We start from the raw sequence: 26848 nt of genomic DNA, 5'->3' as shown, positions 1-26848 counted from the left end.
GGCATGCCGCCCCTGCGTATCACACGTCGGTATTCATTGCCGAGAGCCGGCAATGTGGCGGCTCAAATGGCGCGTTTGACCTGCTCGTCCAGCAGTTGAGGAATAATATCGGCCAGTTGCGGCGAAAGTTTACGTCTTTTTACGGCGCGGGATGGGGGTTGGCATAAACTGCAGATGAAACCATTCAGTGGCTGGTGCGCGTGGGTGATAAATGCGCCGCCGCAGCAGCTGCAGGCGGAAAGCTGCAACATGCCGCTATCGACGAAGCGCACCAGCGTCCAGGCACGGGTCAGCGCCAGCAACGGCGCCTCGCCGGCCTGCTGCGGACACTGCTCGAGATAGAGGCGATAGGCTTTGATCACCGCCTCCACCCCGCTGCACTGCCCGCTTTTCATCAAAAACAGGTAAGCGTTGTAAAACATCGACGAGTGAATATTTTGTTCCCAGGTCATAAACCAGTCGGTTGAGAACGGTAACATTCCTTTTGGCGGCGGGCTGCCGCGTAACTCCTTGTAAAGTTTAATCAAGCGCCCGCGGCTGAGCTGGGTTTCACTCTCCAGCATCTGCAATCGGGCTCCCAGCGAAATCAGCTCCATGGCGAGCTGAATGTCCTTGGCTTCTTGAACGATACTTTTCTCAACCATCATCAGGCTCTTTTCTTCGTCGGGCTAGCGTCTTTACTCGATAGCTCTTGCAGTAAATGGCTTGATAGCAAAATGCCGGTATGGATTTGTTGCAGATCGTCGACGCGCGACTCTTTGGTCAGGCGTTCGATGGTCTGGCTTTCGTTAAAGCGGAAGTGGCAAACCAGCTGGTTGGTCTCGGCCAGTTTAACCATTTGCGGCAAAGTCAGCTGCGCCAGCGCATCGGCCATGGTTTCATCAATACCCAGGCGAAACATTGCGGACGCTTTTTCATCGTTGATCAAACGCTGTGCTAAAAGTAAATATGACAGATTGATGTCATAAATATGCTTAAGTAATTCAGACGTACCCATATTCCCCATCCCGACAGACTATGTTTAAAAACATACGCTGGGTGATAAATTTTATCGCCCGTGACTTGGGTTGTTTCCCAAAGTTGGCAAATTAATCTCTCAAAAACGACTGCTATAATTTTCGACAATCGCTAAATTCGACCACTGTTCAGTATTTGCTACGAGCGTAAACCAACGTGTATGGATGTACAGCATTCTGCTTCGATAGTGTTTAGTCACCATGAAACTATTTTTACAAATTTAATAAGATTATTCCTAAAGCAGCGCAACTCTACCCCCGAACCATTAGCACACACAATGTAAGTGAGAGGCAATTTTAAATACAATGTGACATAGATCACAAAAATAAAAAATAATTAAGCCAAATACACCCAAATACGTTCATTTATTGACCGCCAATTTGCTCATAAAACAGCCATAGGTAAAAAAACGTCTTAAAAACAATGTTTATCCGCCAAAAAATTATCTTTTTTAGATCAATTCGAACAAAAGCATCACCAAACCAAAATAACAGAACAAAAATCTGCATATAGGCAACAAACTCAGTATAAATAACCATTTGAGTTACTAAAAAATATCCAAGCTGAAAAATAACCAATGTAAACTATAAGGTTATTAGCTATCGGATTTGACTTAAGCCCTCCGCCTGAGGCTGTTCTAATTTTCAACATCAGGTGATTATGGCTTATCAATGATTCGCAGGCGTAGTGAACAAGCTAACAGACGTAACGATATGTTTCCGTATTAGCACGATGCAAGAATGCTTTTTTTGAGTTAAATTTCCCCAAAACGTTATATCGGCGGCAATTCATAAAACTTTAATGCTTTTTATTTCTTTTTCTGACGCCGAGATAATTCCCCCTCACCCCACAGATTATTTACATGGCTTTGGCTTTCATCACTTCATTGTCATAAAATAAAACGCAGTTTTGTTTTACTGTTGATATTTCGTCATCGAAAAAACGGTTTTTCAACGCAGGCAGTGGCGACAAACACCGCCCAATGGCGCGACGGCGCCACGGCCGGGTGAAAAAATCACCGCAAAAGAGGCCCGGCACGGCACCGCGCGCTGGTGCACAGCACGAATGACGACGCGTCGGCCGTCAACCGCCCTGAGACTTTCCCTATTTCTCCATTAATCAGCAGGCTGAGATTGCTGACGGCGCACTGGCATATTATGATTTATCAAAGCGCCGCTACGGGCGGCGTGACATCATTACCCAGTGCAATTTATCTAATTGAAATGATTTTTGTCAGGTCGTACATCGCTGCCTCGACGGCGTCGCCGTGAGTCGCCATGTGTTATTCACCCGGCTTTAACTATTAACAGGCTATATTTTAATCATGACCGATACGCTCGAATATCTGCTGACATTTCGTAAATGCTCCTCTTTGGACAGCCTGGAGAAGGTGTACGACAAACTGAACTACTCCATTGAAAACGATACGGAAATGAGCAATATGTACCGTGCCGCCGACCACCGTCGCGCCGAGCTGGTTGCCGGTAAATTGTTCGATCTGGGCAAGGTGCCGAAAACGCTGTGGGCACAGGTGCTTTAATTCAGTGAAATTACGTGCGGCAACGGTTTTATCTTTTATTGCTATATAACCGGGGCAAATTCAGCTTTTATTGCCGCGCGTGATATGAAACACATTTATTAGGCTCACCAGGTTCTACCCTTTATCCGACGCAGTGCTTCCACCAAGGCCGCCGATGCGGCAGCCTGAAACACGATGGATACAACAAGGAGTCGGATATGGGGTATCAAAACGTTCTGGTCACCGTCGCCGTTGCCCCTGACAGCCACCGCCTGGTGGAAAAGGCCGTCTCCATCGTTCGCCCTTACGGCGGCAGCATCACCCTGTTAAGCACCCTCGCCAATCCGGAAATGTACAATAATTTCGCCGGACCGATGCTGGGCGATTTGCGCTCGCTGATGGAAGAGGAAACCCGGCTGTTTATGGAAGAACTGCGCCAACGCGCCGGCTACCCTATCGCCGATACGCTGATCGTGCATGGCGAGCTGGGTGACAGCCTGGCATTCGCCAGCCGCCGTCAGCCGTTTGACCTGCTGCTCTGCGGCAATCACCGAGACAGCATGATGAACAAAGTCTCCTGTTCCGCCGCCCGCTTTATCAATATCAGTCATATCGACGTGCTGATCGTTCCGCTCTGAGCTAAGCACATTCGGTCACGTCCCCTTAGCGCCCCTGGACTAGGCTTAACGGACCTTGTTTGCCGCAACACAAAGGAGCTTTCGATGTCCCCTTCTCAACAGAACCGCCGCTTCCTGCTGGCCTCGCGTCCGCACGGCGAACCGACGGCGGCGAACTTCCGTCTCGATACCGTCCCCGCACCGCAACCCGGTGCCGGCCAACTGCTGCTGCGCACCGTCTATCTGTCGTTGGATCCTTATATGCGCGGACGCATGAGCGATGCCCCCTCCTATGCGCCGCCGGTGGAGATCGGTCAGGTGATGGTGGGCGGTACGGTATCGCGCGTGGCGGCCTCACAGCATCCCGATTTCAACGTCGGCGATTGGGTGTTGGGATATGACGGCTGGCAGGAATATGCGCTGTCCGACGGCAGCGGCCTGCGCAACCTCGGTCCGCATTTGCCGCACCCTTCCCGCCTGCTGGGCGTGCTCGGCATGCCGGGATTTACCGCATACATGGGGCTGCTCGACATCGGCCAACCGCAGGCGGGTGAAACGCTGGTGGTGGCCGCCGCCAGCGGTGCGGTTGGTTCGGTGGTCGGCCAAATCGGCAAACTGAAAGGCTGCCGCGTCGTCGGCGTCGCCGGCGGTGCGGAAAAATGCCGCTATGTGGTGGAAGAGTTGGGTTTCGACGCCTGTATCGATCACCGCGCCCCAGACTTTGCCGAACGGTTGGCCGCTGTCTGCCCACAGGGTATCGACATCTATTACGAGAATGTCGGCGGGGCGGTGTTCGACGCCGTACTGCCGCTGTTGAACACCAAAGCGCGCATTCCGGTATGCGGCATCATCGCCCATTACAATGCCACCGGATTACCCGCGGGGCCGGACCGCTTGCCGCTGCTGGAGGGGCTGATCCTGCGCAAACGCATCCGCATGCAGGGCTTTATCATCTTTGACGACTACGGCGCTCGCTTTGACGAGTTCTTGCAACAAATGAGCAGTTGGGTCGAACAGGGGAAAATCAAGTTCCGCGAAGACATCGTCGACGGGCTGGAGCAGGCGCCGCAGGCGTTTATCGGCCTGCTGCAGGGCAAAAATTTCGGCAAACTGGTGATCCGCGTCGCCGACGAATAACCCGCAGCAGGGCGTGGTACGCCACGCCCTGCTTTTAATGTACGGCTAATGTACGGCACCATCGCCGAATCGCACATCTTCCTCTACCGTCAGCGTCACCTGCACGACAGTGCGCACCGCTTCCACCATCGTCACCAGCGCCATGCTCGGCTTGCCCGGGTGCGCTGCCGCCAGTTCATGGCTGTACGGAATATGCACGAACCCGCCCTTGACCCGCGAATGATGCGTCTCCAGATAGTGACGCAGACCATAAAAAATATGGTTGCAGTTGTAGGTGCCTGCCGTATAAGAGACCGCCGCGGGGATCCCCTGCCGGCGCAGTTGCTGCACCGCGGCCTTGACGGGCAGCGTACTGAAATAGCCCACCGGCCCGCCGGCCACCACCGGCACGTCAATCGGCTGTTTACCGGCATTGTCGGGAATGCGGGCATCGATCAGATTGATGGCCACCCGTTCCAGGGATATCTCGGCTCGGCCGCCGGCCAGCCCCAGACAAATCACCGCCAGCGGCTGCAATGCCTCAATCGCCGCGATCAACTGCTGATTGGCCACGCCCAATACGCAGGGCAGCTCGAGCACCACAATCTCCGCGCCGGCAATATGTTCACCGGCCAACGCCTGCGCAATCTGCCAGGAAGGATTCACCGCATCACCATCGAACGGCTCAATGCCGGTGATCAAGACTTTGTTCATCATTTCCCCTGATTGAAGGCTAAATTCGTGTACTTCCAGCCTAAAGAACGCAGTATGATTCTGGAAATGGATTATCTTTATATAGGGTATTCATAAAATGAATTTATCCAGCGTCGATCTCAACTTGCTGGTGGTGTTTGAGGCGTTGTATCAGACGCGCAACGTCACCGCCGCAGGCCGGCGTCTTAACCGCGCGCAACCTTCCGTCAGCAATGCATTGGCACGGCTGCGCATTCTTCTGAACGATCCGCTGTTTATTCGCAGCGGCGGCGCCATGGCGCCCACGCCGCGCGCCCACCAGCTGATGCCGCAAATACAGCGGGTGCTTGAACAGATCCATCTGGCGTTGGCGCCCCCTGCCCGTTTCGACCCGGCCACCGCCGGGCAGCGGCGTTTTACGCTGGCGGCCGGCGACTATGCCGATATCTTGCTGCTGCCCGCCATCATCAGTCGATTGCGTCAGACTGCACCCGGCATCGATATTCGCGTTTCGCGCCTGGATCGCCACAATATTTACCGGCAGCTGGATCGCGGCGAGGTGGATATCGCGCTGGGAGGGCACCTTTCCGGTGCGGAAAGCCACTATGTGCGCACGTTGTTTGAAGAACATCTGGTGTGTATCGCCAGCCGTTCACACCCACAGCTGGCGGACGGCCGCTGGGATCTGGCGCGCTACCTCAGCCTGCCGCATGGGCTGTACGCACCGGCAGACGACGGCTCTGCCAGAGGGTTGGTCGACCGGCGTCTGGCGGAAATCGGCGGCCAACGGCGCGTTGCCGTGACCTTTTCACACATTGCCGCTCTGCCGGCCGTGGTCGCCGACAGCGATCTGATCGCCACGCTGGCCGCCAGCGCGGCCCGGCATTTTTCCGATCCGCAACGCGTACGCATTCTCCCGCTGCCTGACGAGTTGGCCATCGCGCCTTTCCCCATTGAGCTGATCGCCGGCCGGCAGGCGCAACGCGACCCGGCTTTAATCTGGCTCTGCGAGCTGATCGGTCAACTCTCCTTCGCCTCCTCTCCACGCTAACGGCGGCATTCGCTGCATTTTCAACCGTTCAAACGCATGTTCCCAGGCCCGTCGGCGGGCCCTGGGACGCCCACCAAATAGGAATCATCCGAATTAACATTCGCCAAATTTATATATTTGATCATCTTTAACTGGCAAATGGTAAGGATAAAAAACAGTCAGTGACTTTTTTTACGTAAAAAAAGAGTTGTTTTATAAGCACGTTGACTTATGTGTTACACATTTATTTTTTGGTATGACCAATTACCCAATAATTTGAGATAAAAAATGATCTACCCGCATCCATATGTTTTAAATGATAAAAAACAAGATCGTGAGCAAGTTAACGAATTGAGCATTGATCCACAAGGCTATTTTGCAAATGCAGTGCTCTATTGTAGACTGCACAAATCGTGCCTTTGTGTAAACTTTGTTAAATCTTTCGTCAGTTCCTGTCTCCATTCGTGACAGATACGCCATCGGGATCGCGCGTCAATTCTCGTGCGGTAGCTATGCCTAAACCGGGGAATAGTATGGATCGTCTTATCATTGCGCACACGCCTTTGCCCGCCCATCAGCTGTTGTTCAGAAGCCTTTCCGGTGAGGAAAAACTGGCCGGCCTGTTCGAATTCGACGTCGAGCTGCTCAGCCCCGACAATCGGCTCGATCTGAAAGCGCTGCTGGGACAAAAAATCACGCTGGAGCTGCGGGGCAATCCGTTGGCGCCGCGTTATCTCAACGGCAATATCACGCGCATGACCCTCTCCGGACGAGAAGCCGGCGGCAACCGTTACTATATCTACCGCGCCGTGCTGCGCCCCACGCTGTGGTATCTGACGCAAAACCGCGATTTTCGCATCTACCAGGAAAAGACCGTTCCCGACATCCTGACTCAGGTGCTGGGGCAGTATCAGGTGAAAATCGATAACCGCCTGAGTTACGACTACCGCATCTGGGGGTACTGCGTGCAGTACCAGGAGAGCGATTTCGATTTCATCAGCCGTCTGATGGAACACGAAGGCATCTATTACTATTTCACGCACCAGCAAGACGGCCATACGCTGGTGCTGGCTGACGCGCCGGCGGCGCATCAGGAACTCGCCGGCTACGCCAGCATTCCCTATCAGCTCGCGGAAGGCGGCCTGGTGGAAAACAAAGACAGCATCAATAGCTGGAGCGTTTCTGACGCCATCACGCCCAGCCTGTATAGCCTGGATGACTACGATTTTCGCAAGCCGCGCGCGCGGTTGCTGGAAGCCCGGCAAAATCCCGCCTCGTTCGCGCAGGACAAAGCCGAGGTGTTCGACTGGCCCGGCCGTTATACCGATCACGCCCATGGCCAGTTTTACGTCAAGGTTCGCCAACAGGAGTTCGAAGCGCAGCATGAGCAGATGAGCGGCGAAGGCAATTCGCAGGGCATTGCGCCCGGCTACCGTTTTCAACTGACCCAGGCGCCGCGTATGGAAGACAACCGCGCCTACCTGGTGGTCAGCGCGCATTACTTCATGCAGGAAAACAGCTACGCCAGCAACGATAACGACGTCGGCGAGCAGCGAACCGAATTTCAGGTCGTTCCGGCGGACATCAATTGGCGCCCGGCGCGCACCACGCCCTGGCCGAAAACCCATGGCCCGCAAACTGCCGAAGTGGTGGGCCCGGAAGGCGAAAGCATCTGGACCGATAAATATGGCCGGGTGAAACTCAAGTTCCGTTGGGATCGCCACGGCAGCGGCAACGAAACCAGCTCCTGCTGGGTGCGCGTCTCCAGCGCCTGGGCCGGCTGGAAATACGGCGGGATCCAGATCCCGCGCGTCGGTGAAGAAGTGGTGGTCGACTTTATCAACGGCGATCCGGATCGCCCCATCATCACCGGCCGCGTTTACAACGAAGACAGCATGCCACCGTGGGATCTGCCCGGCGACGCCACCAAAATGGGCTTTATGAGCCGCAGTAAAGGCGGCGGCGCCGACAATGCCAGCTTCCTGTTCCTGGAAGATGCGCCCGGCAACGAATCTTTCGACATGCACGCCGAACGCAACATGAACATGACGGTGGAAAACGACAAGAACGTCAATATTGACGGCAGTCGCACCACCATCATCGGTCGCCAGCAGGACGACACCGTCACCGGCGACGCCACGTTCCTGTACAAAGCGAAACGCACCACGACGGTCAATGGGCTGGAAACCGCCAACCTGAACGCTCATCAGACGGTGAACATCAAAGGCGGCCGCGACCTGACGATTATCGACGGCGGCGATAAAATCGACATCACCGGCAATCAGTCCTTCAAGCTCGACGGCGCGCAGACGCAAAACATTACGCAAACCCAGCATGTCACGGTCAAAGGCAACCAGACCCTCGACATTACCGAGGGGCAACAAACCAGCACCATCAAACAAGGGCAAACGGTCAACATCACTTCCGGCGGGCAGCACACCACCATCTCCGCCGGCGGGCAGGAATTGACGATTAAAGGCGGCGGCCAAACCGCCACCGTAACCGGGAATGTCACCGAGACCTACAAAAACGATCAGAGCACAACGATCACCGGCACGCTGACCATCAAAGCGAAAACGATCAATATCACCAGCAGCGACGGCGTATCGGTGCAAACACCGAGCTGGAAAGACAACTGCCACGGCTTGAAATGGGTGGCGACCGGGGCCAACTTCGCCTTTTACGGTTCAAATCTTGCGTTGACAGGGGCCAGCCTGAAACACACGATGCTCGATATTTCGCATAACCCGCTGTCGATCAGCAAAACCAATTTCAAGCTCAGTAATGATCCCATGACGTTCACACAGCTTGGCGCGCTGGTGACCAACGGTGCCTTACGATTGAGCACCAAGGCGCTGGCGATCTTCTTGTAAAGGGACACCCATGTCGAAGGCCAAAAATGTTTTCACCGTTATCGGTTTGATTTTATTGGCTCCCATTCTCAGCCTGGTGGGCTTTTTCAAATTCATCACGGTCGATATCTGGGGTTATTTCAAACATATCGGTTCTTCCCTCAGCGTGATGGAGAACGGTATTTCCGCCTCAGGGCAAATCGTCAGCATTCGCCAGACCAACCTGTGGGACGGGAATCGGCCGGTCTGCGAAGTCGAAGTCAAGTACATCGCCCAAGACGGGAAAAACCGTACGGCCGTGGCGAAAGGCCCGATCAGCGTCGTGGATCTGCCGCGTTATCAGCCGGGCCATTTCATCGCGATAAAGTACGATCCGAAGAATCCCAAAAAAGCGGTGATCGAAGAGCTTTCCCGGCTTTGAGCGAAAAGCATCCCTTCAATCACGCGATCCGAAACGGCTTATCGTTCATCAGTTCGCGAAATCACCTTGCATAAGGAAGTGTCACGATGGGCACGTTCATTGCCTTTTCGACGCAGGACAGCCTCTGGGGACAAATCCTGTTTACCTTCTTTGGCATCCTGGTTGGCTGCGTATTGCTCGCTGCGATCGGCAAAACCTTCTTGTCGGCCAACCGAGCGGTCACGTTGCCTTTGCGGCTGCTGATCTTTGTCGCGCTGATGCTGGCGCTCCTGAAATACAACCAGCAGGTGATGTCTGCGGTGAATGCCCCCGCAGAACTGATCGGATTGCTGATTTTTCCCGGCTTTTTGATGAGTTACCTGGGTGCGGCGCCCACCGGCCGCCTGGCGCTGGCGATAGAGCTGCCCTGTTTTGCGGCGCTCGCCGCGCTGCTGATCCTGGGCACCGCCGACGTCGGCTTCTTTGCGCCCTATCACCTGGAGAGCGCCGGCCAATTGATCGCCAAGGCGATCGCCGCGGCGTTGTCCGTGGCGGCCGTGCTGCTGGCTCGTGGAATAAGCGGAAAGGACAACGCACTGTCCTCTTGATCATCCATTTCGAAGCGGGGCGCTCCCCGCATTGGCGATCGGCTCTGAACGCCGCATCGTTTTCTTCATCTGTTGTGACATAGCCTGATATCTATTAAACCGAAAAACGGATTGTTTTTGAGCAAGCAGCCTGGCTGCCGGCTGATATCCACAGGAAGCTTTACACACACAATGAAAGTCGTAAAACCTCTGCGCCTCAGCGCGCTTCATCGACCCTTCTCTTGGCAAGGGCAAAACCATCTGGGCGTTTCCGTTTTGGCCTTGGCCGACATGGGGGCAGCCCCGCGCCTGCGTCCCGAACCGGAGTTGTGGCAGTTGGCCGCCGACGAACTCACGTTGAGCGGCGGCGTGCTCGATTTGGCTATCCCAAAAGCCTGCGCGGAGTTTCTCGCCACCGGCAACGCCTACACCCATCATCAACAAGACAAAACCGCTTGCGCCGTGAAGATCCAGCTTGATTCGCTGGAAAAAACGCTGGTGGTTTTCGGCGATCGCCATTGGATCAACGATCGCCCCTCTACTCCCCTCCCTTTTGCAGAGATGCGTCTGGACTGGCGCCGGGCTTACGGCGGCGCACAGTTCGCCGATAATCCGCACGGCATCGGCGCCACCCCAGAAACATTTCCGCAAGGCCGCATCCATCGCCTACCCAATGTTGAACCCCTGCAGGGGCGCCTTGCGTCTTCTCGGCAAAGCGCGCAACCGGCAAGCTTTGACGCGTTGGATATCACCTGGCCGCGCCGCTTCTCCCGCATCGGCAAAAACTACGACGCCGACTGGTTGAAAAACGGCTTTCCCGGCTTCGCCAACGATATCGACTGGCGCCTGTTCAACATGGCGGAAAGCGATCAGCAGTTTCCTCAACGCGACAGCTTGCCGCCCCGGGCCGCCTATCGGATTTGGAACATGCACCCTTCAGAACCGGTGCAGCAAGGGCATTTGCCGCCGTGGCGCGCGCGCTGCTTCATCAACCGGCTGCGCGGCGGCGAAACGCATTTCGAAGAGATCGCGATGCGCCACACCACCGTCTGGTTCTTCCCACATCGGGAACAGATGCTGCTGATTTATCAGGGCAGCACACGCATCAATGAAGACGATGCCGCCGACGTGATGCAGCTGATGCCGGCCCTGGAAACCGAAGGCGAGCCCCGCTCCGCCGCGCATTATCGGCAGGTGTTGGCCCAGCGGCTGGATAAAGAACGGGGTGCTCTGCACGCTTTTCGTGAACAAGAGTTGCTGCCGGAGGCGTGCATCGGCGCCTGGCTGGATACGGAAACGCCGACGCAGCAAAGCCCGATGGCGGAAAATATCGCCGCCTACGAGCACCAGCAACGCGAAGAGCATCGCCAGCGTCTGCTGCGCGAGGGGCAAGACATCGATGAACTTTTCCCGCGCCCGTCGCAAGAGGCGCCGCCGAAGCTTGACCAGCTCGCCGAATTCGTCGAGCGTCTGGAAAACCAGGCCGAGGCGCAGTATCAGGACATGCTCAAGCTGACGCAAGCCGAGGGCATCGACCCGCTCAACCCCGGTGGGGATCACGTGCCGCCATCCGGTGCGGAAAGCTACCAGCAGCAACGCGATCTGCTGTTCCAGGAGGCGCGCCGCCATCCCGACGCGTTTAGCGCTAAACAGCGTGGGGAAAGCGAGCGCGCGCTGCATCAAATGTATTTAATGTCGGCGCAGGCGCAAAGCCCTGCACTGCGTTTGCGTGGCGATCTGGCGCAAATCATTCGCCAACGCGTCGCCGCCGCCATGCTGCGCGATAAAGATCTCAGCGGTCTTGATCTCACCGGCGCCGATCTGTCCGGCATGGATCTCTGCCAGGCTAACTTGCGCGGCGCTTTGCTGGAAAACGCCGATCTGCGCCAAACCCAATTGGTGGGTTGCGATCTTCGCGAGGCGATGTTGGCGCGCGCCGATCTCAGCGGCGCCGTCTTACAGCAGGCCGATTTGAGCCACGCCTCCTTGGCCCTGGCGAAATGCGAAGCGACGGATTTCGGCGGCGCGCAGTTGCACGAAACCAACATTCAGCAAACGTTGTTTCAACGCTGCGATTTCACGATGGCGTCGTTACGCGACTTGCTGGGATACGAAACCCTGCTCGGGCAGTGTGACTTCAACCGCGCCACGCTGGCCAACATTACGCTGATGGAGCTGCAACTGGAGCAGCTGACATTCAGCCACGCCCGGCTCGACAAAGTCAGCTTCGTCAAATGCCGGCTGCTGGCGGTGAACTTCGATCGGGCGCGGCTAGAGAGCTGCGCCTGGGTTGATACCGAGACGCAAAGCCTCAGCTTCCGCGCCGCACGCCTCACCGCCTGCGCCTTCGCGGCCAAGACGCTGTTGCCGCAGGCGGATTTCAGCGACGCGACGCTGAATCAGTGCAATTTGCGCCAGATGCCGTTGCAGCGGGCGAATTTCAACCGCGCGCGCCTCGACAACTGCGACCTGTCGGAAGCCCGGCTGAACGAGGCCGATTTCCGTCAGGCCAACGGCAGCGGCAGCCTGTTCATTCGCTGCGATCTGTCCCAGGCCAACCTGCGCGACGCCAATTTCATCGCGGCGATCCTGCAAAAATGCGTGCTGTCAGGCGCCGACCTGCAGGGCGCCAATCTGTTCCGGGCCGATTTGTCGCAGTCGCAAGTGGATCAGGCGACACGGCTCGACGGTGCCTATACCGCCAGGGTGAAAACATTGCCTCGCCATAACGGGAAGGAAGTATGACGTCAAAACCTGAGCAGATACGCCAGCGCGTGAAACGCGGCGAGCTGATTGCCGGTGAGGATTTGCACGGCCTGTCATTCGCCGGTATGGATTTGGCCGGCGGCATGTTCAACGAACTGAACCTGAACGGCGTGAACTTCTCCGATTGCGATCTGCGCGACAGCGTCTTCAGCGATTGCCGGCTCGAACACGCTCAATTTGCGCGGGCGAACCTGAAGCAAACGGCCTTCAATCAGTGCGTCATGGCGGGCGGCCGCTTCAGCGAGAGCCATATCGAACTGACGATGTTCAACGACTGCCGGCTCGAACAGAGCGACTTCAGCCGGCTGTCGCTCAACCAAAGCCACTGGATGTCATGCCAATTGGCCGGCGCGAATTTTTCCGCCACTCAGCACGATCGCACCACCTTTTACGAAAGCCCGCTCGACGGTGCAGATTTAAGCCATACGAGGCTGTCACTTGTCACATTCTTTCGATTAAATCTCTGTGAAACAAGGCTTGAAGGGGTTGATTTCGACCGCGTCACGTTTTTCGAATGTGACCACCGCGGCAAAAGTTACGCCGGGCAGCGCCTCATCGCCTGCCAGTTTACCGATAACCAACTGGACGACGTCGATTTCAGCCAGGCGACGTTGCGCCAGAGCAATTTCAAGGGCGCTTCGCTGCGGCGCGCCAACCTGACGGGTGTGCAAGCGCAGCAGTCACTGTGGCTGGAGGCCAATCTGAGCCACGCGCAGTGCCGCAGCGGGCAGTTCGATCAGGCGATCTTCAGCGAAGCGACGCTGGACGCCGCCAACTTTAGCCAGGCGCGCCTGTATCAATGCGTGTTCCAGCGCAGCCGCGCGGCGCGCTGTGATTTCAGCGACAGCGACCTGACCTACGCCGACTTCTGTTACGCCGACATCGGCGCCGCCGATTTCCGGCGTGCGCGTTTTATGCGCACCCGCATGCACCGCGCCCACCAGCAGCAAACACGCTGGGGCGATCGCAGCGGGATCCTCGAGAGCGACGAAGAGCTGTACGCCGCTGAAACCTGGAGCGCACAGCGCCAGAGCCGAATCTGAATGCATTGACCACTTCACGAGGGGATCACCATGAGCGTTGCCAACACAACTCGCGCCGTCAACATCGCACCGCCCCAGCAGGCCGCCGGCCAGATCGTCAATCTGTTGCCGGACGGCAGCCTGGTGGTGGAGTGCGAAGGCCGCGGCTGGCATTGCCGCCGGGCGGCGAGCTGCCTGCTGACGCCGGCCCTCGGCGATAACGTGCTGGTCGCCGGCTGCGGCCACCAGCTGTGGGCGATCGCCGTCCTCGAACGTGCGGAACCGCAAAACGCGGCGCGGCTCTGCGTCGCAGGCGATCTGCAGATTGAAACGCCGAACGGTTCGCTGTCGCTGCACGGCGCGCAGGCGCTGAACCTGAGCGGCGACGCCATGACGCTGCAGGCGAACAGCGGCGACTGCCACGTCGACAAGATGAAATACAGCGGCGAAGAGCTGTCGGCCTTCGTCAGCCTCAGCCGCCTGGTCGGCAAACGCTGCGAGTCGCTGTGGCATTCAGTCAGCCAGATCAGCCATTCGCTGTTCCGCAAAGTGCGCCAAACCGAGCACGTGCGCGCCGGGCAGCTGGATTACCAGGCGGAAGATTACGCCCGCATTCATGCCCGCAACACGCTGATTACCTCGAAAGACATCACCAAGCTGGATTCGGAACAAATCCACGTCGGATAACCTGCGGAGGCCTTTTATGTTTGCCAACAGCCAAATGATCGGCGTGGACCTGGCGTTTCCCGACGTCTGTCTGACGCCAAGCCCGGCGCCGGTGCCCGTGCCCTACCCGGATATCGCCCTCGCGCCGACCGCCATCCCGAACGCATTCAATATTCTGTTCGTCGGCACCCCGGCGCACAACATGGCGACGGTGACGCCGCTGACCAACGGCGACAACCCCGGCGTGGCCACCGGGGTCGCTTCCGGGACGGTGATGGGGCCGTCCCGCCACCTGACCGGCGCCTTTACCGTGCTGCTCAAAGGCACCCCGGCCACCCGGCTGACCAGCCTCAGCCTGCAGAATTCCACCAACGCGCTCGGCATGCGCATCGTGCCGAGCCAATTAAAAGTGTTGCTGCTTGCGCCCTGATGACGGCGCCTTATTACACAGCCATTCAATCAAGAAGAAGAGGACATTGTGAAAACACGGATTACCCTGACGCTGCTGACCGCCCTGACGCTTGCCGGTTGCTCCACCCCGCCGCCACCGCCGCCGGCGCTCAATAACGACGCCATCGTCAGCAGTGAAGTCAATGGCGTCACGCTAAAGCACCGCGCCGCGGTGAGCGCGCCGAAACAGTTCAAACCGCTCGGTGAGGAATACCGCAGCCTGTACGCCGCCAGCATCATGAGCAGCCCCGATTATACCGGCACCGCCGTCGGCAGCCTGGACAACGCCGCCGCGTTCTACGCGCTGGGCGAAGTGGAAAACAATTGGCTGGCGATCTCCGCCATCCGCGGCGGCGATCTGGTGGGTTATATCCAGGCCAACGCCGGCGTGCCGGAAGCGCGCTACAAATCGACGCTGCGCAAAGATCTGCCGCGCCGCGCGCGCGCCGCCAAACAGGACTGCGTCAAAGTCGGCGGCGACAGCAAGGCGTGTAAAAACGCCGGCTCAGCCACCTGGATCCTCCAGTAGTCAGTACGCCTGCGGGCGACGAGATTCCCATGATGACGACCCCTATCGCTTCCCGCTGGTGCGGGATGCTGTTTCTGCTGCTGGGCGCGTTGGCGCTCGGCGGCTGCATGTCTTCCGCCAAAAGCGTGCCGTCGCGCTACAGCCTGGTGTTCGATGCCGATCGCCAGGTCAACGCCGCCGCCGGCGCGCAACCGGCGCCGATAAAAATTCGCGTGCTGCTGCTGCGTTCGGATGCGGAATTCATGGATGCCGACTTCTTCAGTCTGCAAAACGACGCCAAAAGCGTGCTCGGCAATAGCCTGCTGGACAGCGATCAGTTCTTCCTGACGCCGGGCCAGACCGGCAAGACGCTCGGCGGGCAAAGCGCGTTGGACGCACGTTACATCGGCGTAATCGCCGAGTATCAAAACCTGGACGGCAAGACCTGGCGCATTTCGCTGCCGCTGCCGGAGCCCACCGAAACCAATTTCTACAAGGTATGGCAATTCTCGCCGGATGAGCTGGAAGCGCATATCGTCGCGGGCGTGAATGGCCTGCGTCCCGTAAAAAAGGTCGACTGACCTACCGCTGCGCTGAAGCGAAGTAACTATAGGTGTGATGATGAAAGATGCTCATAAGGTTGTCTGGACTGAGGGGATGTTTTTGCGCCCTCACCATTTCCAGCAGGCGGAAAACTATCTCGAAGGCTATATGCGCAACTGGGGTCAGGCCCACAGCGGCTGTTTCTGGGGGTTCCTCACCCTGGATCTGGACCAAACGCTGCTGCGCCAGGGCAAGATTGCGCTCAACGCAGCCAGCGGCATCATGCCGGACGGCACGCCGTTTCGCTTTGCCGGCGCCCAGCAGGCGCCCGCGCCGCTGAGCATCGCCGAAAACAAGACCGGTGAAAACGTGGTGCTGGCCCTGCCGACTTACCGCGCAGGGCGTGAAGACGTGATCTTTCAGGAAAGCCCGGAGGCGCTGGCGCGCTATCTGGCTTACGAGAACGAAGTCGACGATCTTAATGCCGTCTCGGTGGGCAGCGCGGCGCTGCAATTTGGCCGCCTGCGCCTGCGGCTGATGCTGGAGAGTGAACTCAACGCCGAATGGACGGCGCTCGGCGTTACCCGCGTGCTGGAAAAGCGCGGCGACAACAGCCTGCGTCTCGATACCGCACAGATCCCGCCGATGCTGAACTGCCAGGGCAACCCGGTACTGAAGACCTTCATCAACGATCTGCAGGGCCTGCTGCAACAGCGCAGCCAGCAGATGAGCCAGCGCCTGCTGCAGCCGGGGCGCGGCGGCAGTTCCGAAATGGTCGATTTCATGCTGCTGCAGCTGATCAACCGCCATCTCGGCCAGGTGAGTCACGCCTATCACCTCGATCATCTGCACCCGGAGCGCCTGTTCGCCGATTGGCTGCAGTTCGCCACCGAGCTCGCCAGCTTCTCGGCGCAGCGTACCCCGGAAGGCCGCCTGCCGGTGTACGACCACGACAACCTGGCGCTGTGCTTCGGCAAGCTGATGCTGTTGCTGCGTCAAGGATTGTCGGTGGTGCTGGAAGACAACGCCATTCAGTTGACCCTGGTCGAACGATCCCACGGGCTGAACGTCGCCACCGTGCAGGACGCCAAAATGATGCGCGACTTCGGCTTCGTGTTGGCGGTGCGCGCCGACGTGGCCGCCGAGGTGTTGCTGACCCACTTCCCGGCGCAGATGAAGATCGCCCCGGTCACGCGCATCCGCGATCTGGTGCAGCTGCAGCTGCCGGGCATCGGCCTGCGCACCATGCCCGCCGCGCCGCGTCAGATCCCCTATCACGCCGGCTACACCTATTTCGAGCTGGAAAAAGGCGGCGACCTGTGGAAACAGATGGAAAAATCCAGCGCCTTCGCCCTGCACCTGGCCGGCGAGTTCCCGGGGCTGGACATGGAATTTTGGGCGATTCGCAGCCATACGGACCGGTAACCTATGACTCAGGAAAATAGCATGGCGCCGGCGGCCAATCCGCTGGTGGACGCCGCCAACCCGCTGCTGAACGCCATTTCGCAGATCCGCCAGTCGGCTACGCACGCCAACCCGGCGCAGCTGCGCCAACAGCTGATCGACGAAATGCGCCGCTTCGAGATCCGCGGCCAACGCGCCAATCTGCCGTACGAAGTGATCATCGGCGCGCGTTATTGCCTGTGCACCGCGCTGGATGAAGCGGCGGCGCTGACCCCGTGGGGCAGCAACAGCGTGTGGTCCGGCAGCGGGCTGCTGGTGACCTTCCATAACGAAACCTGGGGCGGCGAAAAGTTTTTCCAGCTGCTGGCCAAGCTGTCGCAGAGCCCGCGTGAGCACATCAACCTGCTGGAGCTGATCAATTATTGCCTGCTGCTGGGCTTTGAAGGCCGCTATCGGGTCATGGAAAACGGCCGTTCTCAGCTGGAAACCATGAAACAGCGTCTGCTGCAGCTGATCCGGACGGTGCGCGGCGGCTACGCCCCTCCCCTGTCGCCTCATGCGCTGGATCTGCCGGTACAGCAAAAACTGTGGCGCCCGCTGGTGCCGCTGTGGGCCTGCGTGGCGCTGACCGGCTTCCTGGCTTCGCTGCTGTTTATCGCCCTCAACTGGCGGCTGGGCGACAACACCAGCCCGGTGCTGGCGGCGATTTACCAAACCAATCTGCCGCAGGTGGCGATCGGTAACCCGGCGCCGGCCGCGCCGCCGACGCTGAGCCTGAAAAGCTTCCTGCGCAAGGAGATCGCCGAAGGATTGGTGGTGGTGCGCGACGAAGCGCAGCAAAGCGTGGTGATCCTCAAAGGCGACGGGCTGTTCGACTCCGCCGCCACCACGGTGCGCGCCAACTATATCCCGGTCATCGACCGCATCGCCGCCGCCATGAACGGCGTCAGCGGCAAAATCCTGGTCACCGGCTACAGCGACAACGTGCCGATCCGCAGCGCCCGTTTCGCCTCCAACTGGGAGCTGTCGCTGGCGCGCGCCGAAGCGGTCAGCGCCCGCTTGCAAAAACACCTCGCCAACCCGCAGCGGGTCAAGGCCGAGGGCCGCGGCGAGAGCAACCCCGTCGCGCCGAACGATAACAAAGTGAACCGCGCGTTGAACCGCCGGGTAGAAATTACGCTGTTGGTCGCCCCGGAAAACACCCAGGCGGAAATCAACGGCTTGCCGCAAGGAACCGGAAAGTAATGCTCAGTACGTTATTCTCCATCATCACCAGCCGCCTGCTGTGGGGCTTTGTCGGCATTACCGCGCTGGCGTTCATCATCTGGATGATCGGCCCGCTGGTGGCCATCGGCGACTATCGCCCGCTGGAGCCGGAACTCAACCGCCAGATCGCCATTGGCGTCATCTACCTGATCTGGTTCCTGTGCCGCCTGATCCCGCGCCTCTACAGCGCCTGGTTCAACAGCCGCCTGCTGAGCAACCTGCGCACCGCCGAAACGGTGCCGGCGGAAGACGGCAAGCCCGAGGTTAAACAAGACGATCAGCTGGCGCAGCGCTTCGATGAAGCGGCGCAGCTGCTGAAAAAGGCGCGCTTCGCACCGGGCCAGGGCGACGGCAAACACCGCTGGATGACCCGCTTTAGCCGCCAATACCTCTACCAGCTGCCGTGGTATGTGATCATCGGCGCGCCCGGCGCCGGCAAAACCACCGCGCTGGTCAATTCCGGCCTGCACTTCCCGCTGGCGGATCGCTTCGGCAAATCCGCGCTGCGCGGCGTGGGCGGCACCCGCAACTGCGACTGGTGGTTTACCAACGACGCCGTGCTGCTCGACACCGCCGGCCGCTACACCACCCAGGAAAGCCAGCGCGAAGAAGACGCCGGCGAATGGCAAAGCTTTGTCGCGCTGCTGAAAAAATATCGCACCCGCCAGCCAATCAACGGCGTGATGGTCACCATCAGCGTCGCCGATCTGCTGAGCGACAGCGCCGAAGCGCGCGCCGCCCAGGCCAGCGCGCTGCGCAAACGCCTGATCGAACTGCATGAACAGCTGGGCATTCACTTCCCGGTCTATGTGCTGGTGACCAAAACCGACCTGCTCAACGGCTTTATGGCCTATTTCGGCAGCTTCGACAAAGCGCAGCGCGACCAGATCTGGGGGTTCACCTTCCCTTACGAGCGCTCGCGGCAGCCGGACTTCAACCTGAACGCCGCCTTCGAACAGCACTACGCCCTGTTGCAACAGCGGTTGGACGCGGCGCTGCCGGATACGCTGCTGATGGAACACGACGCGCGCCAGCGCGCCGAAAGCTACCTGTTCCCGCAAGAATTCGCCGCGCTGCGCCCGCTGCTGAGCCACTATCTGGATCAGGTGTTCGCTACCTCCAGTTTTGAAACCCGCTTTACCCCGCGCGGCATCTATTTCACCAGCGGCACCCAGGAAGGCCTGCCGTTCGACCGAGTGATGGGCGAGCTGAACCGCTACCTGCAGCTGCCAACGGCAAACTCAGGGGCGCAGACCAACACCGCCTGGGACAGCGTGGGCCAAGAAACGCCAATCCCGGCGGCCAAGGGCCAGAGCTTCTTCCTGAAAGAGACGCTGGAATCGGTGGTCTTCCAGGAGTCCGGGCTGGCGGGCAGCAACCGCTGGTGGGAATATCGCAACCGCGCCCTGCACTGGGCGGGTTACATCGCGCTGGCGGTGGTCCTGGCGGTGCTGGCGATGCTCTGGTTCACCAGCTATGGCAACAACAAGGCCTATCTGGCGGAAGTGGCCGCCAAGGTGCCCGGCGTCGAGCGCCAGGGGCAAAGCCTGACGCAGGTGGGCAACGGCGACATGTTCTCGCTGCTGCCGTTCCTCAACAGCCTGCTGCACCTGCCGGACAGCCAGAACTTTTCGCTGGACGATCCGCCGTTCACCTACCGCATGGGGCTGTTCCGCGGCGATCAGGTCGGTGACGCCGGCAATGCCCTGTACCAAAAAGCGCTGAAAGAGCTGCTGCTGCCGCAGGTGGCGCAACAGATCGCCACCACGCTGCGCAACGATAACCACGGCGACGCGGACTTCAGCTATGAAGCATTGAAGGCCTACCAGATGCTGTATCTGCCGAAGCAGTACGACGGCAAATTCCTGCGCGCCTGGGTGATGCTCAACCTGCAGCGCAACCTGCCGCAGGGCAGCACCCAAAAACAGCTGCAACAGATCGAATGGCACCTGAGCCAACTGCTGGATGCGCAGATCCAGGCCTCGCCCTACGCCAAAGACGAACAGCTGGTGGCGCAGGCGCAGGCCGCCATCAACCGGGCGCCGCTGTCGCAGCGCGTCTATGGCCGCCTCAAGCGCCTGCTGCTGAAACAGACCGACATCAAGCCGGTCAGCCTGGTCGATTTGGCCGGCCCGCAAACCGAGCTGGCGTTCAGCCGCAAAAGCGGCAAACCGGTCACCGACGGCGTGCCGGGCCTGTTCACCTCACAAGGGTACTGGAAAGCGTTCAACGACAACATCGACCCGGTGACCGACACCCTGCGTAAGGAAGACGTCTGGGTGTTGAACAGCCAGACGCCGGAGCAGAAGAGCGCCGATTTGACCAAGACCATCCGCCAGCTGTACATGCAGGACTTCATCAGCGCCTGGGATGAGCTGCTGGGGGATATCCAACTGGCCAACATCGGCAACCTGACCCAGCGCATCAGCAGCGCGCGCCTGTTGTCCGGCAATCCGTCGCCGATGCGCAACCTGCTGGTCAACGTCAGCAAAAACGTCACCCTGCGCGACGAGAAAAGCGACGCCGACTCCCGCTCGCTGCTGGCCAAAACCGAAGACAGGCTGAACCAAAACGCCAACCGCACGCTGGAGGCGCTGTTCACCAACCGGCCGGCCAACGCCGACGGCGACGTGTCGGCCCAGCCGGAACAGCTGGTGATGGCGCACTTCGCGCCGCTGCTGGAGCTGGCGCAAAGCCAGGGCGAAGGCAATAAGGCGATCCCTTTCGACAGCGTGCTGAAGCAGGTCGATGAGCTGTACAGCTATCTGACGGCGGTTCAGGGCGCGGCCAACAGCGGCATGTCGGCGCCGCCGAGCGACATCATCCCGCGCCTGCAGGCCGAGTCCGGCCGCTTGCCGGTGCCGTTCAAACAGATGCTGCTGTCGCTGGCGATCGGCGCCAGCAGCGACACCCAGCGCAAAGAGATGGAGAACGTGAAAAAACGCATCAGCTTCGAGGTCGGCAGCTTCTGCCGCCAGGCGATCGCCGGGCGTTATCCGCTGGTGGCCCGGGCGCGCCAGGAAGTGACGCCGGACGATCTGGCGCGCATGTTCGCACCGAACAGCGGGCTGATGGACAGCTTCTTCCGCGACAACCTGCAGGGCAAGGTCGACACCACCCGCGCCAACTGGCGTTTCACCCCCGGCGTGGACGGCAAGACGCTGCCCGGTGGCGAAGGTATCCTGCGCTCGTTCCAGCAGGCGCAGCGCATCCGCGACGCCTTTTTCGCCAACGGCACCGCGACGCCCTCTTACCGCGTGACCGTGCGGCCGGTGCGGATGGATAACGACATCCTCAACCTGACGCTGGATATCGACGGGCAGCTGTTCAAATACAGCCACGGCCCACAGGTGCCGCTGGTGGTCAGTTGGCCGGGCACCCGCAATACCAACCAGGTGCATCTGCAGCTGGCGCTGGCCAACGGCACCACGGCCAGTCTGGTGACCAGCGGGCCGTGGGCGCTGAACCGTCTGGTGGACATGGCGCAATCGTCGGGCACCGCCGGCCTCGGCCGTCAGGCGACCTTCAATCTCGACGGCCACCGCGTCACGCTGGAGTTTACGCCCAACAGCATCCGCAATCCGTTCCAACTGCCGGCCTTCTCGTGCCCGTAGCCCCGAAAGGACATGACCATGAGCACTGATTCAAGCGCCCCGACGAGCATTGGCTGGTACGGCAAACTCCCCTCCGCCGGCGATTTCCTGCAACGCCGCTTGCCCGATCCGGTGGTCAACAACTGGGCCCACTGGTTCCATAACGGGCTGGTGAATTTGCAGCGCGATGCGCAAGGGCCTAACGATCACCCATTCAGCAACGCGCCGGTGTGGAACTTCGTGATCCCCGCCACGCTCGGCAGCCAGTACGTGCAGATGGGCTGCCTGTTGCCGGCGCGCGACCGCGTCGGGCGGCGCTACCCGATCTGCGCGCTGCGCCTGTTCAGCCAGCAGGATTGGCGATCGCAACAGTTGAACATGGCGGCGAGTTGGTACCAACAGCTCGGTCATACCCTGCTGAACGGCGTGCGCAACGGTTTCTCCGCCGAGCAAATTGACCGCGCGTTGCAGGCGATCCCGGCGCTGCCCAGCCCGCCGGCGGAAGCGGATTCCGAAATATTGTCGATTATCGGTTTCCAGCATCCGGACGTGCCGGGCCTCGGCTGGCAACAGGCCGCCGACTGCTTCGATCCGGCGCAGTACACCAGCTTCTGGTGGACCAATCAGGCAGACGGACACCCGCTCTACACCCACGTGCACAGCGGCAACCTCACCGTGCAGCTGTTTTCACTGCTGTTCGAGCCCAACGGCTGGGCGCGCCCCGGCCGCGGCGGCCAGTACCCGCAAATGTTTGATTAACATCGTTCGTTGAAGGAAATTTTATGGCTATCGATACCGATACCCTGCTGGCCCCGGTTGACGCGGACAATCCCTGCGGCGACAACCTGGAATACGACGCCGACTTTCTGGCGATGGAACAAGCCGCCACCGGCAAGGCCGAACAACAGTTCGGCAGCACCATCATTCCGGAAGAAGCGCCGGACTGGGTGCAGGTCGAGCGCCTCGCGACCTCGCTGCTGACGCGCACCAAAGACCTGCGCGTCATGCTGTATCTCACCCGCGCCTGGACCCAGCTGCGCGGGTTGCCGGGCTACGCCGACGGGCTGACGCTGGTCCACCAGTCGATGACCCGTTACTGGGACACCCTGCAGCCGCCGCTGGAGTTCGATGGGGAAGCCGACCCGCTGTTTCGCATCAACGCGCTGGCCGACCTTGGCGACAAGGCCGCGCTGGCCGCCAGCGTGCGCGCCGCCCCGCTGCTGAAAAGCGCCGCCGGAGAAATCTCGCTGCGCGATGCCGGCGCCCTGCTCGACGGCAGCAAGCAGGAGTGCCCCAACTTTCCCGGCGGCCGCGCGCGGCTGCAGGATGAACTGGCGCAGCAGGATCGCCCCGAGGGCGCCTTGGTGACGCGCATCGCCAACACCCTGAGCGCCATCCGCAGCGAAGTGACCCGCCATCTGGGGGAAAGCGCGCTGCCAGAAATGAGCGCGCTGACCAAGGTGTTTTCTCTGGTGGCGCTCGCCGGCCAGAGCGAGGTGCCCGCCGCCGCCGAAGCGGACGCGACGCCTGAAACGGCGGCCATGCAGCAACCGGCCTCCGTACAGAGCGCCACTGCCCCGCTCAACTGGCGCAGCGCGCAGATCCAGTCGCGCGACGATGCCCAGTTGATGCTGGATAAGGTGAAAAATTATTTTCGTCTTCATGAGCCGAGCCACCCGGCGCCGCTGATGATCGATCGGGTCCAGCGGTTGATTACGCTGGACTTTATGCAAATCGTCCGCGATTTGGCGCCCGATGGGCTTAACCAACTGGAGACCATTCTCGGTCGCCCCGACAACGAGGAGAACAGCTAGCCGCCGACCTTTGTTCTCTTGACGCATCCGATACCGTCTGCCCCTGCGCAGACCCGAATCAGAACCTGACTCTCCCAGCCGGACGAGGCGCGTTCCCAATCGCCATTAGATGGAGTAAATCATGTCAAACTCGAAATCCCGCAGCGGGCAGAAATTCATCGCCCGCAACCGCGCGCCGCGCGTACAGATTGAATACGATGTCGAAATTTATGGCGCAGAGCGCAAAATCCAGCTGCCGTTCGTAATGGGCGTGATGGCGGATCTGGTGGGGAAAGCGGTCGATCCGCAAGCCAGCGTGGAAGAACGCAAATTCATGGAAATCGACGTCGACAACTTCGACGAGCGTATGAAGTCGCTGAAACCGCGCGTCGCTTACCAGGTTGACAATACCCTGACCGGCGAAGGCAAGCTGAACATCGATCTGACCTTCGAAAGCATGGAAGACTTCTCCCCCGCCGCTATCGCCCGCAAGGTCGACGCGCTGGACAATCTGCTGGATGCGCGCACCCAGCTTTCCAACCTGCTGTCCTACATGGACGGCAAGAACGGCGCCGAAGAGCTGATCTCCAAGATCCTGCAAAACCCGGCGCTGCTGCAATCCCTGACCGACGCGCCGAAGCCGGCGGTTAACGATGACAACAACGAGCGTGAGGATTAATCGATGAGCAACTCGCCTCAGCAACAGAATGCGTTGCAAACCACCGAGACTTTTTCCAGCGATGAATTCAGCGCGCTGTTGAACAAAGAGTTCCGGCCAAAGACCGATCAGGCCAAAGAAGCCGTCGAGAACGCGGTGAAAACCCTGGCGCAGCAGGCGCTGGAAAATACCGTCACCGTTTCTTCCGACGCCTACCGCACCATCCAGGCGCTGATCGCGGAAATCGACGAAAAGCTGTCGCAGCAGATCAACCAGATCATTCACCACGACGATTTCCAGAAGCTGGAAGGCGCGTGGCACGGCCTGCACTACCTGGTCAACAACTCTGAAACCGACGAGATGCTGAAGATCCGCTTCATGAGCATTTCCAAGCAGGAGCTGGGCCGCACGCTGAAGCGCTATAAAGGTGTGGGCTGGGATCAGAGCCCGATCTTCAAGAAAGTCTACGAAGAAGAGTATGGCCAGTTCGGCGGCGAGCCCTTCGGCTGCCTGGTGGGCGACTACTACTTCGATCACAGCCCGCAGGACGTGGAGCTGCTGGGCGAAATGGCCAAGATCGGCGCCGCCTCGCACTGCCCGTTCATCGCCGGCACCGCGCCGAGCGTGATGCAGATGGAGTCCTGGCAGGAGCTCTCCAACCCGCGCGATCTGACCAAGATTTTCCAGAACACCGAGTACGCCGCCTGGCGCAGCCTGCGTGAGTCGGAAGACGCGCGCTACCTGGGGCTGGTGATGCCGCGCTTCCTGGCGCGCCTGCCGTACGGCATCCGCACCAACCCGGTGGACGAGTTTGACTTCGAAGAAGACACCGACGGCGCGACCCACGGCAACTACACCTGGACCAACGCCGCCTACGCCATGGCCGCCAACATCAACCGTTCGTTCAAAGAGTTCGGCTGGTGCACCGCCATTCGCGGGGTGGAGTCCGGCGGCGCGGTGGAAAACCTGCCGTGCCACACCTTCCCGAGCGACGACGGCGGCGTGGACATGAAGTGCCCGACCGAGATCGCCATCAGCGACCGCCGCGAAGCCGAGCTGGCCAAAAACGGCTTTATGCCGCTGGTGCACCGCAAAAACTCCGACTTCGCCGCCTTTATCGGCGCACAGTCGCTGCAGAAGCCGGCGGAATACTACGACGCCGACGCCTCCGCCAACGCCCAGCTTTCCGCGCGCCTGCCGTATCTGTTCGCCTGCTGCCGCTTCGCGCATTACCTGAAGTGCATCGTGCGCGACAAAATTGGTTCCTTCCGCGAGCGCGACGACATGGAGCGCTGGCTGAACGACTGGATCATGAACTACGTGGACGGCGATCCGGCCAACTCCTCGCAGGAAACCAAGTCGCGCAAACCGCTGGCCGCGGCGGAAGTGCAGGTGGAAGAGATCGAAGACAACCCAGGCTATTACAGCGCCAAGTTCTTCCTGCGCCCGCACTACCAGCTGGAAGGTCTGACCGTCTCCCTGCGCCTGGTGTCGAAACTGCCTTCGCTGAAACAAAACGACGCGTCCTGATGGGCTGAAGTCAGGCCGCGATAGTGCGGCCTGGCTGATACATCAACCTCATCGTCAGCCTATCGCAGAAAACCCGGATCGCACGTGGAATCAAGATAACGCGAAATAATTAAGCATTGAGCCATTAGCACTTAATAGTGGCTCGGTAACCCGTACCGATAGTTTTCGGTATTTAAGAAGGTGCATGGCACAAGGATATAAATTGGTAATGCATTACCACACTTGCAATTCCTGCTGCTATTACCTGAGTTTTTCAACGTAACGTTAATACTACTGTTAACCCTTAATAAAGAGTGAAGAAACTATGGCTATTGATATGTTCCTGAAAGTTGAAGGTGCCAGCGGCGAATCTAAAGATTCGAATCACAAAGGCTGGACCGACATTACTTCTTTCTCCTGGGGCGCTTCTCAACCGGGCAATATGGGCGTTGGCGGCGGCGGCGGCGCCGGTAAAGTGTGCTTCAACGATCTGCACGTCAACGCGCTGGTCGACAAGTCAACCCCGGCGCTGCTGAAGCACTGCTCCAGCGGTAAGCACCTGACCAAGGTTGAGTTGTCTGTCTGCAAGGCGGGCGGTACTCAGGTTGAGTACGTTAAAATCACCCTGGACGACGTGCTGGTCACCGCCGTGCAGTACACTGGTGCAGGCGGCGAAGACACCGTGGGCGTCACCTACTCCTTCCAGGCGGCGAAAGTGAAACAGCAGTACTGGGAGCAGAGCGATAAAGGCGGCAAAGGCGCCGAAAGCAGCGCAGGTTGGAACATCAAGGAAAACCGCGAAGCTTAATCTGCATGCCCCCCGGTTACGGCCGGGGGGA

General features: G+C 59.4%; 24 protein-coding genes. 21 read left to right on the top strand and 3 right to left on the bottom strand.

The window, feature by feature from the left end:
• Positions 1-62 precede the first annotated feature (62 nt).
• Positions 63-647 (bottom strand): flagellar transcriptional regulator FlhC, encoded by a 585-nt coding sequence (gene flhC / locus CRO23_RS09195; RefSeq protein ID WP_016927281.1) that lies wholly within the window; start codon positions 645-647, stop codon positions 63-65.
• A complete protein-coding gene (gene flhD / locus CRO23_RS09190; RefSeq protein WP_004934891.1) occupies positions 647-997 on the bottom strand; it encodes a flagellar transcriptional regulator FlhD in 351 nt (116 codons plus the stop codon). The genes flhC and flhD overlap by 1 nt, the downstream gene beginning before the upstream one ends.
• Before the next feature lie 1344 nt (positions 998-2341).
• Between flhD and ydgT the strand changes: the two genes are divergently transcribed.
• The 3 genes from ydgT (at position 2342) to CRO23_RS09175 (ending at position 4290) form a co-directional block, all read left to right on the top strand.
• A complete protein-coding gene (gene ydgT / locus CRO23_RS09185) occupies positions 2342-2557 on the top strand; it encodes a transcription modulator YdgT (RefSeq protein WP_004934895.1) in 216 nt (71 codons plus the stop codon).
• 197 nt (positions 2558-2754) lie between these two features.
• Complete coding sequence (gene uspC / locus CRO23_RS09180; RefSeq protein ID WP_016927278.1) at positions 2755-3174, top strand: universal stress protein UspC; 420 nt, start codon at positions 2755-2757, stop codon at positions 3172-3174.
• Between the two features lie 84 nt (positions 3175-3258).
• Complete coding sequence (locus CRO23_RS09175; protein ID WP_016927277.1) at positions 3259-4290, top strand: NADP-dependent oxidoreductase; 1032 nt, start codon at positions 3259-3261, stop codon at positions 4288-4290.
• A gap of 45 nt (positions 4291-4335) precedes the next feature.
• Here the strand turns inward: CRO23_RS09175 and pcp are convergent, their stop codons facing one another.
• Complete coding sequence (gene pcp, locus CRO23_RS09170) at positions 4336-4983, bottom strand: pyroglutamyl-peptidase I (protein ID WP_079451586.1); 648 nt, start codon at positions 4981-4983, stop codon at positions 4336-4338.
• Between the two features lie 97 nt (positions 4984-5080).
• Here pcp and CRO23_RS09165 point away from each other — a divergent pair, with 97 nt between their 5' ends.
• The 18 genes from CRO23_RS09165 to CRO23_RS09080 all read left to right on the top strand — a co-directional run bounded on the left by CRO23_RS09165 (position 5081) and on the right by CRO23_RS09080 (position 26817).
• Positions 5081-6013 (top strand): LysR family transcriptional regulator, encoded by a 933-nt coding sequence (locus CRO23_RS09165; protein WP_049299114.1) that lies wholly within the window; start codon positions 5081-5083, stop codon positions 6011-6013.
• Between the two features lie 512 nt (positions 6014-6525).
• Entirely contained in the window at positions 6526-8865 is a 2340-nt protein-coding gene (locus tag CRO23_RS09160; protein ID WP_016927273.1) for a type VI secretion system Vgr family protein, read from the top strand.
• 10 nt (positions 8866-8875) lie between these two features.
• A complete protein-coding gene (locus CRO23_RS09155; RefSeq protein ID WP_016927272.1) occupies positions 8876-9265 on the top strand; it encodes a DUF3592 domain-containing protein in 390 nt (129 codons plus the stop codon).
• 86 nt (positions 9266-9351) lie between these two features.
• Positions 9352-9852: a hypothetical protein gene (locus CRO23_RS09150; protein WP_049299109.1), complete on the top strand. Its 501-nt coding sequence runs from the start codon at positions 9352-9354 to the stop codon at positions 9850-9852.
• Positions 9853-10023: 171 nt separating this feature from the next.
• Positions 10024-12576 (top strand): DUF2169 family type VI secretion system accessory protein, encoded by a 2553-nt coding sequence (locus tag CRO23_RS09145; RefSeq protein WP_097101820.1) that lies wholly within the window; start codon positions 10024-10026, stop codon positions 12574-12576.
• Complete coding sequence (locus CRO23_RS09140) at positions 12573-13640, top strand: pentapeptide repeat-containing protein (RefSeq protein ID WP_016927269.1); 1068 nt, start codon at positions 12573-12575, stop codon at positions 13638-13640. The genes CRO23_RS09145 and CRO23_RS09140 overlap by 4 nt, the downstream gene beginning before the upstream one ends.
• A 30-nt stretch (positions 13641-13670) precedes the next feature.
• Entirely contained in the window at positions 13671-14306 is a 636-nt protein-coding gene (locus tag CRO23_RS09135) for a DUF3540 domain-containing protein (RefSeq protein WP_016927268.1), read from the top strand.
• Positions 14307-14322: 16 nt separating this feature from the next.
• Positions 14323-14715 carry a DUF4150 domain-containing protein gene (locus CRO23_RS09130; RefSeq protein WP_004934933.1) on the top strand — a complete coding sequence of 131 codons (393 nt, stop codon included), beginning with the start codon at positions 14323-14325 and terminating at the stop codon, positions 14713-14715.
• 48 nt (positions 14716-14763) lie between these two features.
• On the top strand, positions 14764-15264 hold the full coding sequence (tagV, locus tag CRO23_RS09125; RefSeq protein ID WP_016927267.1) for a type VI secretion system accessory protein TagV: 501 nt from the start codon (positions 14764-14766) through the stop codon (positions 15262-15264).
• 29 nt (positions 15265-15293) lie between these two features.
• Positions 15294-15824 carry a type VI secretion system lipoprotein TssJ gene (tssJ, locus tag CRO23_RS09120; RefSeq protein ID WP_042705419.1) on the top strand — a complete coding sequence of 177 codons (531 nt, stop codon included), beginning with the start codon at positions 15294-15296 and terminating at the stop codon, positions 15822-15824.
• Between the two features lie 40 nt (positions 15825-15864).
• On the top strand, positions 15865-17211 hold the full coding sequence (gene tssK, locus CRO23_RS09115; RefSeq protein ID WP_028128110.1) for a type VI secretion system baseplate subunit TssK: 1347 nt from the start codon (positions 15865-15867) through the stop codon (positions 17209-17211).
• A gap of 21 nt (positions 17212-17232) precedes the next feature.
• The gene (locus tag CRO23_RS09110) at positions 17233-18435 is read left to right on the top strand and encodes a DotU family type VI secretion system protein (protein WP_016927264.1); all 1203 of its coding nucleotides are present in this window, start codon (positions 17233-17235) and stop codon (positions 18433-18435) included.
• Positions 18435-22070, top strand: coding sequence for a type VI secretion system membrane subunit TssM (gene tssM, locus CRO23_RS09105; protein ID WP_016927263.1), 3636 nt, complete (start codon positions 18435-18437; stop codon positions 22068-22070). The genes CRO23_RS09110 and tssM overlap by 1 nt, the downstream gene beginning before the upstream one ends.
• Positions 22071-22088: 18 nt before the next feature.
• Entirely contained in the window at positions 22089-22808 is a 720-nt protein-coding gene (gene tagF / locus CRO23_RS09100; RefSeq protein ID WP_028128112.1) for a type VI secretion system-associated protein TagF, read from the top strand.
• A 23-nt stretch (positions 22809-22831) separates the two neighbouring features.
• Complete coding sequence (gene tssA / locus CRO23_RS09095; RefSeq protein WP_016927261.1) at positions 22832-23863, top strand: type VI secretion system protein TssA; 1032 nt, start codon at positions 22832-22834, stop codon at positions 23861-23863.
• Between the two features lie 121 nt (positions 23864-23984).
• Positions 23985-24521 (top strand): type VI secretion system contractile sheath small subunit, encoded by a 537-nt coding sequence (tssB, locus tag CRO23_RS09090; RefSeq protein WP_016927260.1) that lies wholly within the window; start codon positions 23985-23987, stop codon positions 24519-24521.
• A gap of 3 nt (positions 24522-24524) precedes the next feature.
• A complete protein-coding gene (tssC, locus tag CRO23_RS09085) occupies positions 24525-26030 on the top strand; it encodes a type VI secretion system contractile sheath large subunit (RefSeq protein ID WP_016927259.1) in 1506 nt (501 codons plus the stop codon).
• A 304-nt stretch (positions 26031-26334) separates the two neighbouring features.
• Complete coding sequence (locus tag CRO23_RS09080; RefSeq protein ID WP_004961372.1) at positions 26335-26817, top strand: Hcp family type VI secretion system effector; 483 nt, start codon at positions 26335-26337, stop codon at positions 26815-26817.
• Positions 26818-26848 lie beyond the last annotated feature (31 nt).

The sequence above is a fragment of the Serratia sp. JKS296 genome (assembly GCF_900215445.1).
GTDB classification, from domain to species: Bacteria; Pseudomonadota; Gammaproteobacteria; order Enterobacterales; family Enterobacteriaceae; genus Serratia; species Serratia marcescens.
The sequence above is the reverse complement of the archived record's forward strand: the minus strand, read 5'-3'. Positions and strand labels throughout refer to the sequence as shown.